The 14814-nt window shown below is 43.0% G+C and carries 14 protein-coding genes; 1 reads left to right on the top strand and 13 read right to left on the bottom strand.

Features of this window, described 5'->3' with window-relative positions:
- Positions 1-28: 28 nt before the first annotated feature.
- The 3 genes from spoVK to ABVF21_RS02360 form a co-directional block, all read right to left on the bottom strand.
- On the bottom strand, positions 29-955 hold the full coding sequence (gene spoVK, locus ABVF21_RS02350; RefSeq protein ID WP_242057429.1) for a stage V sporulation protein K: 927 nt from the start codon (positions 953-955) through the stop codon (positions 29-31).
- 90 nt (positions 956-1045) lie between these two features.
- The gene (locus ABVF21_RS02355; protein WP_371017425.1) at positions 1046-1402 is read right to left on the bottom strand and encodes a hypothetical protein; all 357 of its coding nucleotides are present in this window, start codon (positions 1400-1402) and stop codon (positions 1046-1048) included.
- A 15-nt stretch (positions 1403-1417) separates the two neighbouring features.
- Complete coding sequence (locus tag ABVF21_RS02360) at positions 1418-1603, bottom strand: cold-shock protein (RefSeq protein ID WP_048309742.1); 186 nt, start codon at positions 1601-1603, stop codon at positions 1418-1420.
- A 128-nt stretch (positions 1604-1731) separates the two neighbouring features.
- On the opposite strand from ABVF21_RS02360, the gene ABVF21_RS02365 reads away from it, so the two are divergent.
- The gene (locus tag ABVF21_RS02365; RefSeq protein ID WP_303531345.1) at positions 1732-2712 is read left to right on the top strand and encodes a tyrosine-type recombinase/integrase; all 981 of its coding nucleotides are present in this window, start codon (positions 1732-1734) and stop codon (positions 2710-2712) included.
- Between the two features lie 87 nt (positions 2713-2799).
- Here ABVF21_RS02365 and hfq read toward each other — a convergent pair whose 3' ends face one another.
- The 10 genes from hfq to ABVF21_RS02415 form a co-directional block, all read right to left on the bottom strand.
- The gene (gene hfq / locus ABVF21_RS02370) at positions 2800-3033 is read right to left on the bottom strand and encodes an RNA chaperone Hfq (protein WP_048309744.1); all 234 of its coding nucleotides are present in this window, start codon (positions 3031-3033) and stop codon (positions 2800-2802) included.
- A 46-nt stretch (positions 3034-3079) separates the two neighbouring features.
- On the bottom strand, positions 3080-4015 hold the full coding sequence (gene miaA, locus ABVF21_RS02375) for a tRNA (adenosine(37)-N6)-dimethylallyltransferase MiaA (RefSeq protein WP_371017426.1): 936 nt from the start codon (positions 4013-4015) through the stop codon (positions 3080-3082).
- Positions 4016-4057: 42 nt separating this feature from the next.
- A complete protein-coding gene (mutL, locus tag ABVF21_RS02380; protein WP_283152213.1) occupies positions 4058-5941 on the bottom strand; it encodes a DNA mismatch repair endonuclease MutL in 1884 nt (627 codons plus the stop codon).
- A 16-nt stretch (positions 5942-5957) separates the two neighbouring features.
- A complete protein-coding gene (mutS, locus tag ABVF21_RS02385; protein ID WP_303531342.1) occupies positions 5958-8555 on the bottom strand; it encodes a DNA mismatch repair protein MutS in 2598 nt (865 codons plus the stop codon).
- Positions 8556-9011: 456 nt separating this feature from the next.
- Complete coding sequence (locus tag ABVF21_RS02390; protein ID WP_194221469.1) at positions 9012-9563, bottom strand: outer spore coat protein CotE; 552 nt, start codon at positions 9561-9563, stop codon at positions 9012-9014.
- A gap of 251 nt (positions 9564-9814) precedes the next feature.
- Complete coding sequence (locus ABVF21_RS02395) at positions 9815-10564, bottom strand: phosphotransferase family protein (RefSeq protein WP_303531341.1); 750 nt, start codon at positions 10562-10564, stop codon at positions 9815-9817.
- Between the two features lie 4 nt (positions 10565-10568).
- On the bottom strand, positions 10569-11102 hold the full coding sequence (locus tag ABVF21_RS02400; RefSeq protein ID WP_371017427.1) for a DUF6886 family protein: 534 nt from the start codon (positions 11100-11102) through the stop codon (positions 10569-10571).
- A 245-nt stretch (positions 11103-11347) separates the two neighbouring features.
- Entirely contained in the window at positions 11348-11764 is a 417-nt protein-coding gene (locus tag ABVF21_RS02405; protein ID WP_194221466.1) for a RicAFT regulatory complex protein RicA family protein, read from the bottom strand.
- Positions 11764-13296 carry a tRNA (N6-isopentenyl adenosine(37)-C2)-methylthiotransferase MiaB gene (miaB, locus tag ABVF21_RS02410; RefSeq protein ID WP_283152218.1) on the bottom strand — a complete coding sequence of 511 codons (1533 nt, stop codon included), beginning with the start codon at positions 13294-13296 and terminating at the stop codon, positions 11764-11766. The genes ABVF21_RS02405 and miaB overlap by 1 nt, the downstream gene beginning before the upstream one ends.
- Before the next feature lie 304 nt (positions 13297-13600).
- Positions 13601-14776, bottom strand: coding sequence for a glycine C-acetyltransferase (locus ABVF21_RS02415; protein ID WP_194221464.1), 1176 nt, complete (start codon positions 14774-14776; stop codon positions 13601-13603).
- Positions 14777-14814: the final 38 nt, after the last annotated feature.

Genomic DNA, 14814 nt, shown 5'->3' on the forward strand with positions numbered 1-14814 from the left:
GTCTGTTCTCATCATACCAGATGCGCATTTAATCTTCTATAGGGATGTCTTCTGGTAAAAGAAGCTCAAGTGCCGATCGATCAATGACGTCTGCTTGTAGCAAACGAACCGCCTGTTTTCGAATCGCTTTTTCAATGATATTTCGAACAAACCGACCGTTGCTAAACGCATTTGTTTCCCGCTCACGCTTTTTGATAAAGCTCTGCTTTAATTTCCACTCTGTCTCTCTTGAGAACCGATACTGTCTTTCTGCCGCCATCTTCTTTGCGATCTCAAGAAGTTGTTCATTTGAATAATCTGGAAAATCAATCACAAGTGGAAAACGAGACGGAAGCCCTGGGTTTAGCGAAAGGAAGTGCTCCATTTCATCTGAATAGCCAGCAAGAATGAGGATAAAATCTTTATGATGATCTTCCATTGCCTTCACAAGCGTATCAATGGCTTCTTTTCCAAAGTCCTTTTCGCCCCCACGGGCAAGCGAATACGCTTCATCAATAAAAAGAATGCCGCCTTTTGCTTTCTTGACAAGCTCTCTCGTTTTTTGAGCGGTATGGCCAATATATTCTCCGACAAGATCCGCTCGCTCGACTTCGATCAGGTGCCCCTTTGAAAGAACGTTCATCTCAAGGAAAAGCGTTCCTAACAGGCGGGCAACCGTTGTTTTCCCAGTCCCCGGGTTTCCTTTGAACATCATGTGAAGGGCCTGCGTATTTTGTTTTAACCCGTTTTCCTCTCTACACTTGTTTACATAGAGCCACGCGTAGACTTCTTTTAATAAATACTTCATTTCCTTTAACCCGATTAACTGTTCCATCTCCTGTTGAATCCGTTCAAGCGGCATATGCTTTTTCGTTGCTTCACTAAGCGCGGCATCCGCCGTCTCCTGAAGAACTTCCGTTTGACGGAGGACGATATTAATTTGACCTTTACGCTGCGTTACGGATTGCTGCACGATGCTCACCTCGCTTTAATCTCACACGATAGTATACGCACTGAGCCCAAATCCGTGACAAACGCCCAAAAGAAAAACACTCTTTTCGAGTGTTTAACTATTCCCGATCCGTTCAACAAAGGATTCAGGAATATTAATTTTCGGTTCGCCCTTCTTCGCGTCATAGGACCTGTAGTGTGTAAGGACTTCACCGCTCTCGACGACATCGATTTCAAGCACGTGGCGATCTGAGCGTTCGAGCATCTTCATGAATATATCGCCTTCACTTAGCGTATATAAAACAAAACGACTTCGTAAATAAGTGATCTCCTTCTTCTGCACTTCCGGAAGATCAGTAAAGACTTCATAAAAGCGCTGCATGGGAGCAACGTGTTTTCCTTTTCCTGCCGCTTTCGTCACACTAACAATCTGCTCTGCTTTATCCATGATTTTCTCGACAATTTTATTCATGTGTTGCCTCCATTATCATTTGATTTCTGGGAGGTTTCGTACTTCACTCATCATTTCAGCGCCACATAACGGACATGCTGGTGTATCAGAGAACGAGTAATCAGCTCGCATCCAGCCAGCACAATCTCCACCCGAACAAGACCAGACGTCTGTATCTACTTCTGGAATAGGCTCTTGCTGCTGTTTTGAAAAAAAGGCCATGTCTAACCGCTCCTTTTCGATTTGGTTATCAATAGTATTTCCAATAATCCCAAAAACATGTAACCCTTTGTAAAACAGAATGTTCAAAGATTTTGTTATAATGGAACAAAATGAGAGGTGATTATCGAATGGAGCTTTTCAACCAGCCACTTCCAGACTTCTTGGAAGAGTATCTTCAGTCACTCGAACGGAAGGGACGCAAGGCGTCTACGCTAAAGCGCTATCGCTATGACCTTGTCGATTTCACCATCTGGTATCGCACCATCCATCGCAAGGTAGATTTCGAAAACTTTCGCAATCTGACGACGGAACAGCTACAGGAATACATTCGCTACCTGCATCTGGAACGCCACTATTCCGAACGAACGTTAAAAAGAATCATGACTGTATTGAATCAAGTATATCGCTATTATATGTCATTAAATCGAACTAAGACCAATCCTATGAAAGAAGTCGTCCTGCCAACAAATGGTGACGCAGGCTATATCGAGACCGACTTTCTTCAGGAGGAAGAATCACAAAAGCTCCTTGATACGATTGTATCTCTCACTGATTTAACGGACAATCAGCTTAGAGCACGTGAATTTCTGATCGACCGAAACTTAATCATCGCACGCCTCTTTCTAAACTATGGCCTCACGCTTCAAGAGCTATGCGCGCTATCGATGAAAGACATCTCTTTTGAGCAAAATGAACTCGGTGTCACTTCCGCTTCAGGAAAAAGAACGGTCCACCTTACTCCGGAGCATAAGAAAATTTTATTCGATTACTATCACACGATTCCAGCGCCTGTGAGACCGAGGCTTCATAGCGATGATCCGCTCTTCGTCTCATTTGACTTTCAGCGACAAACGTACCGCTGGAGTTATGAAGTCGACCGTCCTAAACGGTTAACGGAAATCGCCGTTCAGAAAATGATTCGCCTTGAAGTACAGAGAGCCGGACTTCGAAAAGGCGTATCCGCACAGCATATGCGACGAACGTGCGTCATTAAAGCTATTGAAAATGATCTTTCAGTTGATCAGCTTCGCATGCAGTTTGGGTTAAAGGCAGATCTAACACTGAAGCGGTACTTCGATTATATCGAGAAAAAGCAAATCTCATCTTAACGAAAGGCTCTGTTAGCTCAATTAACAGAGCCTTTAAATATGAAAAAGTCCCCCATCCTGCATCAATCAGAACGAGGGCCTTTGTGTTTACTTGTCAGATTCAAAATTTATTTCAACTGATCGCTGTGGAGCGAAAGTAGAAATCGCATGTTTGTAAATCAATTGTTGCTTGCCATCGGACTCAAGGATAATCGTAAAATTATCAAATCCTTTGATCGTCCCTTTCAGCTGGAATCCGTTAAGCAGGTACACCGTTACAAAAACGTTGTCTTTTCTTAATTGGTTTAGAAATTGATCCTGGATGTTAATTTGCTGCTTCATTGTCAGTCCTCCTCTTTTTCTCTAAAGGCATTCCCTAACTACATTTCTAGCTATCTGCTAACTTTCCTGCAACAACTTTCAAGATTTCTTGAATTTTTTCTTCGCGGTGTTCTGTCATATCGTACCAGTCCATCGCCATTTGGTGACGAAACCACGTTAGTTGACGCTTCGCATACCTTCTTGAATTCTGTTTTAACTCCATGATCGCATCTTCTAACGAAACGCGATCTTCCAAATAACGATAGATTTCTTTGTAACCAATCGCCTGCACAGATTGACAGTTCCGTACACCTTCATCATAGAGACGTTGCGCTTCTTCAAGCAGCCCTGCTTCTACCATCAGATCGACACGTTGATTAATGCGTTCATATAGGACATCCCGATCCATCGTAAGACCCACATTCACAAGATTGTAAGGAGACTGTTCTGGTAACGCATCTTTAGAAGCAGAGACTGGTTCACCCGTCACGTGATAGACTTCTAATGCTCGAACCACTCTTCTCACATTGTTTGGATGAATCGTTTCATAGCTAACAGGATCAACGTCTTTTAAGCGCTCATGAAATGCGATAGGTCCTTCTTTATCAGCCATCTGTTCAAGCTGCTCGCGATACTCAGAGTCTTCTTTAGCTTCGGAAAAAGCATACTGATGAGTAACGGATTTCACGTAAAGGCCTGTACCACCAGCGATAATCGGCACCTTCCCCCGACGATTAATATCCGTCACAAGCTCCGTTGCAAGCTTCTGAAATTCCGCTGCCGAAAAGCTTTCTGTAGGCTGCTTGATATCAATGAGATAATGAGGGATGCCCTCCATTTCATCTTCTGTTACTTTCGCCGTTCCGATATCCATACCGCGGTAAATTTGCATCGAGTCGCCGCTAATGATTTCACCGTCGAGCACTTTCGCAAGCTCAATGCTCGTCTTTGTTTTCCCTACGGCTGTCGGACCGAGAACGGTCACTAGTTTTTCTTTATTCATGATTCTCACGCACTTTCCTGCATACTTTTCTCATTGTGCTCGTTACATTACTCTCTTAAACATCTTCTCCATCTCATACGTGGAGTAATGAATGATAATCGGACGACCGTGTGGACACGTGTACGGATCAATGGACTGCCTAAGCGTTTCAAGAAGCGTGAACACTTCATCATCACGTAAATGACGGTTCGCTTTAATGGATTTCTTACACGACATCATAATCGCCGCTTCCTCACGCAGCTTCTTCACGTCGATCCGACGATTATCAACGACCTCCTGAATCAATTCTTCAATCGTATTTTGTTCAGCTCCTTTGGGGAACCAAACGGGATGAGCGCTGACCATATAGCTATTCGGTCCAAATGATTCTAAGAAAACGCCAACCTTCGCAAGGTCATCAATTCGACTATCAATAATCGCCGACTCGGATGTGTTGTATTCTAGTGTAATCGGAACGAGAAGCTCCTGTACAACCGGATCAATCTCGCCGACTTTCTCACGATAAAATTCATACTTTATACGCTCCTGTGCCGCATGCTGATCAATAATATACAGCCCATTCTCATTCTGAGCAAGGATATACGTTCCGTGCATTTGACCAATCGGATAAAGCGGAGGAATACGTGAATCACTGTTCGTTTCCTTCACGTAGTCCATCGCCATCTCTAGCTCGTCCCGCGTTTCTGGTTCTCTAGAATGTGTTGAAGCGTCACTTGGTCTCGGCTCATAATGCTCTGCTTGAATCTCTTCCTTCACGCTAAAAGGTTGAGGAAATGATTCGGTCTGTTCATCCGAATGCTCCACTTTTCTTTCAGGAGTCCATTCACGTCTAATCGGCACTTCCTCAGGCTCTTTATTACGAACCTCATGTTGAAAATGAAATGCTGGCTGCTCAGTCTCGGGCTCCTTTTGCTTCGGTGGAGTTTGCTCCGGGATGAGTTCAATCTTCTTGAAGATGCCTTTAATCGCATTTTCAATCGCGAGTGCGAGATCCTGTTCCTTACTAATGCGCGCTTCCAATTTAGATGGATGGACGTTCACATCAATAAGCGTAGGATTCATTTTAATATGAAGAACGACAATCGGATAACGACCGATCGGAAGAAGCGTATGGTATCCCTGCTGAATCCCTTTTGTAATCGTAAAGTTCTTGATGTAGCGCCCGTTGATGACAAGCGAGATATACTGCCTTGACGCACGTGTTAACTCTGGCTTCGCTGCATAGCCACTGACAGAAAAATCAATTGTTTCTGCCTGTAGTGGAAGCATTTTGCGTGCTGTATTATACCCATATATCGCTGCGATTACTTGAAGCAGATCACCATTTCCTGTCGTGGACAGAAGCTTCTTCCCGTTATGAAAGAAGCGAAACGCAATATCCGGATGAGCCATTGCCTGACGGTTAATCACGTCAGCCACATTCGCAAGCTCCGTATGAACGGTTTTCATGTGTTTTAAGCGAGCTGGTGTATTGTAGAATAAGCCCGTGATGGTCATTTCCGTTCCTTTTCGACTATCCGTTGCTTTAAATTCCGCTACTTTACCCGCTTCAATTTTGACATACGTTCCAGCCGCTTCTCCTGTTGAGGTTTTTAACTCTAAGTGAGACACCGCTGCAATACTCGGAAGAGCTTCCCCGCGGAAGCCGAGCGTTTCAATCTGAAACAAGTCCCGTTCATTTTTGATTTTACTCGTCGCATGACGGAAGAAAGCGAGCTTGCAATCTTCCTCATCCATTCCACTTCCGTTATCAACGATGCGAATTTTGGAAAGACCGCCCTCTTCAATTTCAATTGTGATTTCACTGCTTTCTGCATCAATTGCATTCTCCACTAGTTCCTTCACAACAGAGGCCGGTCTTTCCACCACTTCACCGGCAGCTATTTTGTTTGAAAGCTGATCATCAAGCTGTACGATCTTTCCCATCTTCCTCACCCTTTCTCTACGACTTTAACTGCTTCTTTAATTCATATAGTGTATTGATCGCGTCCATCGGCGTCATTTCCATAATATCCACAGACTTCAAGCGATCTAGAATCGCTTTCTCACCGGACGATCGTGCTGGCTTCTTCTTTTCCTCTGCTTGATCAAAGAAAGCAAGCTGCGCATCATCTTCTTTGACTTCGACCGTTTCTTTTTTCTCTACAGGGATTTTTGGAGCGCCAGGCTCTGCCTCAAACTCAGCTAATATCGCTTCTGCACGCTGAATGAGCGCATCAGGTAAATTGGCAAGCTGCGCCACGTGAATACCGTAACTTTTATCAGCGGATCCATCATGAACGCGATGAAGGAAAACAACTCTCCCCTTCTCTTCAACCGCTTTAACGTGAACATTTTTTACGCGATCAAGGTCTTCTTCAAGCGTTGTTAGCTCATGATAGTGCGTTGAGAACAGTGTCTTTGCTCTTACTTCACTATGCACATATTCAATAATTGACTGCGCAAGCGCCATGCCGTCATACGTTGACGTTCCGCGACCAATCTCATCAAGTAATATCAAGCTATCTTGCGTAGCACGCGTAATGGCGTAGTTCGCTTCAAGCATTTCCACCATAAACGTACTTTGACCAGCTGCAAGGTCATCTGCTGCACCGATTCGCGTAAAGATTTGATCAAATACAGGGAGCACAGCGGATTCCGCTGGTACGAAGCAACCGATCTGCCCAAGGATCGAAATCAGGGCGAGCTGGCGCATGTACGTACTTTTACCACTCATGTTAGGACCTGTAATTAAGAGGATTTCACGATCGCGATCCATCATCACGTCGTTTGCCACATACTCTCGGCCTTTTAACATTTTCTCAACGACTGGGTGACGTCCACCTTCAACAGCCACTTTACGTTCTTTGGAGAAGACTGGCTTAGTGAAGCGATTTTCTTCACTTACAACTGCGAACGATTGAAGCACGTCGAGCTCACTAATTTTCCTCGCAAGCTGCTGAAGCTCAGGAATGTAAGTCTTCACTTCTTCACGCAAGTTCGCAAACAAGCTATATTCGAGATCAACAATCTTTTCTTCCGCTTCCAAAATGAGCGTTTCCTTCTCTTTTAGTTCAGGGGTAATAAAACGCTCCGCATTAGACAGCGTCTGTTTCCGCTCATAACGACCTTCTGGAAGGTTCGGAAGGTTTGATCTTGTTACTTCGATATAATAACCAAAGACTTTGTTGTAGCCAATTTTAAGAGATTTAATCCCCGTACGCTCTCGCTCCTGCATTTGGAGGGCCGCAATCCAGTCTTTGCCGTTCCGACTCGCATCGCGGTATTTATCAAGATCCGCATGATAGCCGTCTCGAATCATTTGACCTTCTTTCACAGAAAGAGGCGGGTTATCTTCAATCGCCGCCTGTAGAAGCTGAACGAGATCATCACATGGGAGGATTTCCTCCGCAAGCTCATTCGCATATGGGTTATCAAGAGATCCCACTGCCTGCTTGATTTCTGGAATTTTCTCTAGCGATTTTCGCAACTGTACGAGATCACGAGCGTTTAGGTTTCCAAACGCCACTTTCCCTGCAAGTCGCTCAAGGTCATAGACGCCCTGAAGCTGTTCACGAATCGTCTCACGTTCAAAGAACTGCTTCATTAACGTCTCGACAAGCTCCTGTCGCTTCTCAATTTCTCGCTGCTGTAAGAGCGGGCGCTCAACCCACTGCTTTAGTAATCGTCCGCCCATTGCTGTTACTGAACTATCAAGGAACCAGACGAGAGAGCCTGTCCGCTTTTTATCTCGAATCGTCTCCACTAGCTCGAGGTTTCTTTTAGAATTCACATCAAGTTTCATATATTGGGAAACGTGATAGTGACGAAGCGGCTGAAGATGATCCATTGAGCGCTTTTGTGTACGAATCAAATATTGAAGAAGTCGGCCAAACACCTGAAGAAGCTTCGGCTGATCGATATGGTCACTTAACTTCTGCAGCGATTCTGGAATCGTCACATCATCTTCAATCGATACGGTAACGGTCATTCGCTCTTGAATCGCTGTAGAAAGTGCCTCACTATCACTCGCAAGAATGACTTCGCGCGGGGCCAGATTCGAGAGCTCACCGATTACTTCATGATGATCGCCAGCTAAAATTGTTGCCATCGATTCACCTGTCGTTAAATCATTCGCCGCAAGCGCATAAGTCTCATCATCAAATACGGAGATGGCCACAATGTAGTTATTTTCCTTTTCTTTAATTAAATGGTCCGACATCACCGTACCTGGCGTAATAAGCTGAACGACTTCTCTTCGAACGACGCCTTTCGCCTGTTTCGGATCTTCTGTTTGTTCACAAATCGCAATCTTATAACCTTTTGTCACTAGCTGTGATATATAGTTTTCAGCAGCATGATAAGGCACACCACACATCGGAATGCGGTCTTCTCCCCCACCATCTCTGCTCGTTAATGTAATCTCCAATTCCTTCGAAGCGCGCATCGCATCCTCGAAGAACATCTCATAAAAGTCGCCTAAACGAAAAAATAAAAAGGCATCCTGGTACTCTGCCTTAATCCGTAAATATTGTTCCATCATCGGGGTATATCGAGCCATGTTTCTTCTCCACCAATCTTAAATCTATTCAAATAACAGTATAGCATATCAGAAAAGCGGAGTGTGCCTGTTTAAATCCGTAGGACGTTGGAATCCCTGAGAATGAGACGTTTTGTGTCTCAATCGAAGGGGTGAAACGACCGAAGGATTTGGCACACGCAGCTAGACAAGAAAAGCGGAGTGTGCCTGTTTAAATCCGTAGGGCGTTGGAATCCCTGAGAATGAGACATTTTATGTCTCAATCGAAGGGGTGAAACGACCGAAGGATTTGGCACACGCAGCTAGACAAGAAAAGCGGAGTGTGCCTGTTTAAATCCGTAGGACGTTGGAATCCCTGAGAATGAGACGTTTTGTGTTTCAATCGAAGGGGTGAAACGACAAATTGGCGGTTAGACTCTATAAGCTCTTAATGACAAAATAAAAACCAGGAAGAAGGATTGCTTCTCCCTGGACGCACTATTCCTCTAGATCACCAATTAAAAAGTTCGGATCCAAATCTTCAAACTCTTCATCGTCTACATCATAATCCCAATCGTCATCATCGTCTCCGCAGCCATCCGGATTAACGTATACGCAAATTTTCGTTTCGCCAATCACTTCTACAAGAAACTCTCTTTCCACTTGAACAATGACCTTATGACCGCTCGGTGCAATAGTAGCTTCGAGACAGTTAGGCTCCTGTATCGCTTTTGCAACCACTTCTTCAGCAACACAGTCTTTGTCTTTGTAGCGAAGAGGAATTTCTTCATGATATTTGACTGTTTCTGTTACGACTTCTGTTTTCGTATTATGGCTGTAAGAGTACCAGATATTAATGTCATAAGAGCCTTCCACCTGTACAACGTCACCACGCTTCTTCGCAGTGAATTGATTGTTAATAATCCAGCAACCCAGAATACTAGAAGGCTTATGGTTTGGTGTTACTGTGTTTGTATCCTGTGTGAATTTACGCCCTTTTCCGCAAACCGCTTTGGCGAATATCTCTCTGTAATTATATTCCTCTGACATCGATCATACCTCCTCTTCCAATCTTCATTCTCATCCTATGCAAGACAAACGACCAGTGTTCCTCTTTTTTTACTTCAACACGAAATAACATGACCAACACCATAAAATAAATGTTTTCTTATATATAAAGGCTGTTCCACTATCAGTCTATGTCTCGAATGTCCAATGCTTTACAACCTTTTCGTATTTTTCTTAAAAAAGTATGGTATGTGAAAAATATATAAAGAAATAAGTTAAGCCTAGGAGGCGTTTTATCCTCTCAGGCTTAACTTATCTACAATCTCTAATAGACGTTCACTGTCTTCTGATAATACTCCTTCTGATAACCGTGCCCCCGCAATAATCGGAGCCCACTCCATGATTTCCCCTTTTGATAAGCCGCTTTTTATGCAATAGAGCTGTAAATACAGTTCCGCTAATTCGCTTGAAAATTGCGTATACAATAGATACGTTCTGTAAACATCTGCTCGGCTATCCCCAGCGCTAGCATCCACCCAATCAATAATCGTTACTTGATCGTCCATAATCAGATTAAATAGATGAAAATCACCGTGACAAAGCTGCTTCTTAACTGGCATTTCACTCAATTTGAGGAATAACGCTGTTTTTTGAGATTGACTTAATCGATCCGCTGCACCTATTTGGCGTGTTAGCTTTTCGGTCATCGGTTCAAATGAGTCGGCGCTGATCCGATGAATGCTTTGTTGAATGTCAATGGACATCTCCATATAGTGCTGTGCTAGATTCCTATTTTCTAAAAGTAGCTCACCTAACGTGCGACCGCTGATTTTTTCCATCATGATTGCCTGTCTACCATCTATTTTCGTTACCTCAATGACTTTCGGTACCGGAAGTCCTTTTGATAAAGCGTAACGTTGCTTCTCAGCTTCATAGAAAGAGGTTCCTTCTGGAAGGTCTTCACGAAACACTTTCACAATTTTCTCTTGAACGATGTAAATTTTCGCTGTATTTCCAGCAGCGATTGGATGACCAAGCTCCATGTCGCTACTCCTCTCTTTTTGAATTTCTCGAACGAGCAAATCTCATCCGGCACATGGACCACTGAAGTGTGGATTGTTGAATCTCATCAAAGATATCCCACAGGTGATCAACAAACGTTACTTCTACCTGACGACGGAATAGCTCCTGAATGGGGTGATCTATCTCAATCTTATTCAGTGGAACTTGGGTGGTTTCGCTTACATAATAGCCAGCATTCTCGTCTTGGAGCTTAAAATGCATCGCATCGAACTCATACAAATAGAGTTTAGTTCGAGTCATCGTTTCAAACCAGCTATTTTCAAGGACGATCACATGCTGACAACTCCAAGATAGATATGTTTGCTTATCTGCATCTGAAGTATTTGGCCCGACGTGAAAGCAAACGCGCGGACAATTCCGTGGTGTTAAAAAGTTAGGTAAACAAATTTCGTTAACGGCCCAAACGAGTCCTATTGATTGGTCAAGATCTTTACGCGTAGGAATCCTTGGGTGAAATTTTTGAATATCGTCTTCTTCACTTACATGAAAAATACGCACACCATTGCCTCCTCTAGGATTCAGCTATTCAGGCTATAACGCCATTACCCTTTCGCTATTAAAATACATAGAAACTCTTCCGTTTGAATAAATAGCTTATGTAGTCTCTTTGTTCACTTTAACATAATTATCCAATATAATAAGTGACTATTTCAAAAAACAGTTTGCATCCAATAAAAAAAGCCTTCCAATAAACCATTGGAAGGCTTTCGTATTCATATTAAATGATGAACATATGGAAGCTATTACTTACAACCAGGTCCCTGCTGACTTGAGCCAGTAGTTCCTTCAAGTACGTTTCCACCAGTTGATTCGATAATTTCATCTGTTACCGTGTTAGAAATCGTATTTGCTACAAGTTGAAGAAGATCATTCACATCCGACTGCGAGCGCTTGAATTCCTGTACGACAGGAATTTCATCAAGCTGCTGCATGAGTTTGTCAATACGCTCATCCTTCTCCTTCAATGCTTCATGCTTGCTGTAGTGCTGAAGATTAACCGCTTCTTTTTGCTCTAGTTTAATACGAGCAATCAGACTTTGAACCTTTTTATTTTCGTTAATCTTTTCTTCTGCACGTTTGAAGAAATCAACTTCTTCTGTTTCAGATACGAGCTTCGCAAGATCTTTTGCTTTTGCAATTACTTCCATTCTTGATATCATTATGCATTCACCTCAGCCGTTTTTTCGATGTATTCTCCATCAAGTGACCACGTTTTTGCTTTTGTGATTTTCACCTGAACAATTTGACCAACTAACGATTTAGGACCTCTAAAGTTTACTACTTTGTTCTTACTCGTATAGCCAGAAAGAACGTCTGCATTTTTCTTACTTTCCCCTTCAACTAGCACTTCTACGATCTGTCCTTCAAAAACAGCGTTGTTTTTGGCAGCCATTTCATTCACAAGGGCATTCAAGCGCTGAAGGCGTTCTTTCTTCACTTCCATTGGGACGTTATCTTTCATTTTAGCAGCTGGTGTACCATCACGCTGGGAGTAAATGAACGTATACGCACTGTCATACTCTACTTCCTTCACAAGCTCCATCGTTTCTTCGAATTGCTCATCCGTTTCATTAGGGAACCCTACGATGATATCTGTTGTAAAGGTTGCGTTAGGCATAACCTTTTTAATTTTACTAACTAGTTCTAAATACGTTTCACGTGTGTAGCGACGGTTCATTAATTTCAGAACTTCATTGCTTCCACTTTGCACAGGAAGGTGAATATGATCAACTAAGTTACCACCCTGACCGAGCACTTCCACAAGACGATCATCAAAGTCACGTGGATGGCTCGTCGTGAAGCGAACTCTTGGAATATCAATCTTATGAATCTCGTTCATAAGATCACCAAGTCCATACTCAATGTCTTCTAAATCTTTCCCGTAGGCGTTTACATTCTGTCCGAGAAGCGTCACTTCTTTATAGCCTTTAGCAGCTAAATGGCGTACTTCTTGAATAATATCTTCAGGGCGCCGGCTTCTTTCTTTCCCTCGTGTATAAGGAACAATGCAATATGTACAGAATTTATCACAGCCGTACATGATATTAACCCATGCTTTGATTTCACCTTTTCTCGTTCTAGGAAGGTTCTCAATAATGTCGCCTTCTTTAGACCATACTTCCATTACCATTTCTTTACCGAAGACAGCTTGCTCCATCAGTTCTGGAAGACGGTGAATGTTATGTGTTCCAAAGATTAAATCAACAAATTGATGCTTCTGCATAATACGGTTTACGACAGATTCTTCCTGTGACATACACCCGCATACGCCAATGATTAAATCGGGATTTTCCATTTTTAACGGTTTTAGATGACCGAGCTCACCAAATACTTTGTTTTCCGCATTTTCACGAATCGCACACGTATTTAGGAGAACAACATCCGCCTCTGTGACTTCCGTTGTAGCTTCAAATCCCATTTCTTCAAAAATTCCTGCCATTACTTCTGTATCGTGTTCATTCATTTGACATCCGTACGTACGAATCAAAAACTTTTTATCTTTCCCAAGGTTTTTAATATTCTCTGGAATTTCAAAATCATAATGAACGTTTACATTTTCTTTCCCTCTGCGCTTAGCATCTTTTAAGTTAGGTGCCTGGTACGTTGTCTGGAAATATTTCGCGAAATCTTCCGTTGTTTTCTCTGTTTTCTTTACATTGATTTGCGAATCCAGACGCTGTTGTTCGTTCATGTCGTTCGACTCCTTTCTAATTAAAAAGGATGACCCTGCTATGAAAAAGAGCATAACGCTCCTAAACTTAGAAAAAACCTCGCTAATAGAAATCAATTCTATAAAAGCTTCGTTTTATACGTTATCCTTTATTGTCAATTAAGAAATGTGTAACTAATGGACATTCCTTTATTATAAGGGGTTCAGAGTATTTAATCAATAAAACCTGGAAAAAGGAGAAAGCCCAGGATAGATGAACTAACGCAGATGTGGGTACAAAATTATCCTAAAAAAAGAGAGGGATCGCTCCCCCTCCACCTTTCATTTATAAAATTCCAAGCTCTTTTCCAGACTTTTCAAATGCATCCAGTGCTTCTTGAAGATCTTCTTTGGAATGTTGAGCCGTTACGATCGTACGAACGCGGCCTTTTCCTTTAGCAACGGTAGGGAACGCGATGCCCTGTGCAAAAACGCCGTTCTCAAATAGTTTATCAGAGAATTTATGTGTGAGCGCTTCGTCACCTATGATGACAGGTGTTACTGGTGTCTCACTAATGCCTGTGTCAAAACCAAGTTCTTTCAAACCGGCTTTAAAGAATTTCGTGTTATCCCAAAGCTTCTCGATTAACTCCGGCTCTTCCACAAGAACGTCGATTGCTGCTGAGCAAGCAGCTGTTACAGCTGGAGGATGAGAAGTACTAAACAAGAATGGACGACCTTTATGGATCAGGTAATCGCGAAGTGTTTTTGTACTTGCAATGTAACCACCTAGAACGCCAATTGCTTTACTAAGCGTACCAACTTGGATGTGAACGCGTCCGTTTAAGCCGAAGTGGTCAACCGTACCGCGACCGTTCTCACCAAGTACACCACTCGCGTGAGCGTCATCAACCATCACAAGCGCATCATACTTTTCACAAAGCTCGACAATTTCAGTTAGCGGTGCAATGTTTCCGTCCATTGAGAAAACACCATCCGTCACAACAAGACGCGTACGATAATCTTGTGTTTCTTTCAGTGCGTTCTCAAGGTCTTCCATGTCCGTATGCTTGTAAATACGACGTCCCGCTTTTGTTAAGCGAATGCCGTCAATGATCGAAGCGTGGTTTAGTTCATCAGAAATCACGACGTCTTCTTTCGATAGGATCGCTGAAAGGACTGCTTGATTCGTTGCAAAACCTGATTGAAGAACGAGCGCCGCTTCTGTGTGCTTGAACTCAGCAAGCTTTTCTTCAAACTGTTCGTGCATTGAAAGCGTTCCTGCAATCGTTCGAACAGAACCTGTTCCTGCACCGTATTTTTCAACGGCTTCAATCGCTGCTTGTTTCATTTTCGGATGGTCCGTCAGTCCGAGATAGTTGTTTGATGACAGCTGAATGACGTTTTTTCCTTTAATCGTAACGCGTGACCCTTGAGCGGATTCAAGCGGAATTAAATTACGAAACACGCCTTCCTCTTGCATTTGATCAAGCTCTTCTTGGAGATATTCAAAACCTTTCATTGATCGGCCTCCTCATTATTATGTAATGGCTCAATTTG

This window comes from Pseudalkalibacillus sp. JSM 102089 (genome assembly GCF_041366475.1).
Lineage (GTDB): Bacteria > Bacillota > Bacilli > Bacillales > Guptibacillaceae > Guptibacillus > Guptibacillus hwajinpoensis_B.

What these genes read in the sequence shown, in the direction of transcription:
- hfq (WP_048309744.1), bottom strand. Translation starts at nt 3,033, where the DNA reads ATGAAGCAGCAAATTAACATCCAGGATCAATTTCTAAACCAATTAAGA.
- mutS (WP_303531342.1), bottom strand. Translation starts at nt 8,555, where the DNA reads ATGGCTCGATATACCCCGATGATGGAACAATATTTACGGATTAAGGCA.
- ABVF21_RS02415 (WP_194221464.1), bottom strand. Translation starts at nt 14,776, where the DNA reads ATGAAAGGTTTTGAATATCTCCAAGAAGAGCTTGATCAAATGCAAGAG.
- miaA (WP_371017426.1), bottom strand. Translation starts at nt 4,015, where the DNA reads ATGAATAAAGAAAAACTAGTGACCGTTCTCGGTCCGACAGCCGTAGGG.
- ABVF21_RS02355 (WP_371017425.1), bottom strand. Translation starts at nt 1,402, where the DNA reads ATGAATAAAATTGTCGAGAAAATCATGGATAAAGCAGAGCAGATTGTT.
- mutL (WP_283152213.1), bottom strand. Translation starts at nt 5,941, where the DNA reads ATGGGAAAGATCGTACAGCTTGATGATCAGCTTTCAAACAAAATAGCT.
- ABVF21_RS02405 (WP_194221466.1), bottom strand. Translation starts at nt 11,764, where the DNA reads ATGATATCAAGAATGGAAGTAATTGCAAAAGCAAAAGATCTTGCGAAG.
- ABVF21_RS02395 (WP_303531341.1), bottom strand. Translation starts at nt 10,564, where the DNA reads ATGGAGCTTGGTCATCCAATCGCTGCTGGAAATACAGCGAAAATTTAC.
- miaB (WP_283152218.1), bottom strand. Translation starts at nt 13,296, where the DNA reads ATGAACGAACAACAGCGTCTGGATTCGCAAATCAATGTAAAGAAAACA.
- ABVF21_RS02390 (WP_194221469.1), bottom strand. Translation starts at nt 9,563, where the DNA reads ATGTCAGAGGAATATAATTACAGAGAGATATTCGCCAAAGCGGTTTGC.
- ABVF21_RS02365 (WP_303531345.1), top strand. Translation starts at nt 1,732, where the DNA reads ATGGAGCTTTTCAACCAGCCACTTCCAGACTTCTTGGAAGAGTATCTT.
- ABVF21_RS02360 (WP_048309742.1), bottom strand. Translation starts at nt 1,603, where the DNA reads ATGGCCTTTTTTTCAAAACAGCAGCAAGAGCCTATTCCAGAAGTAGAT.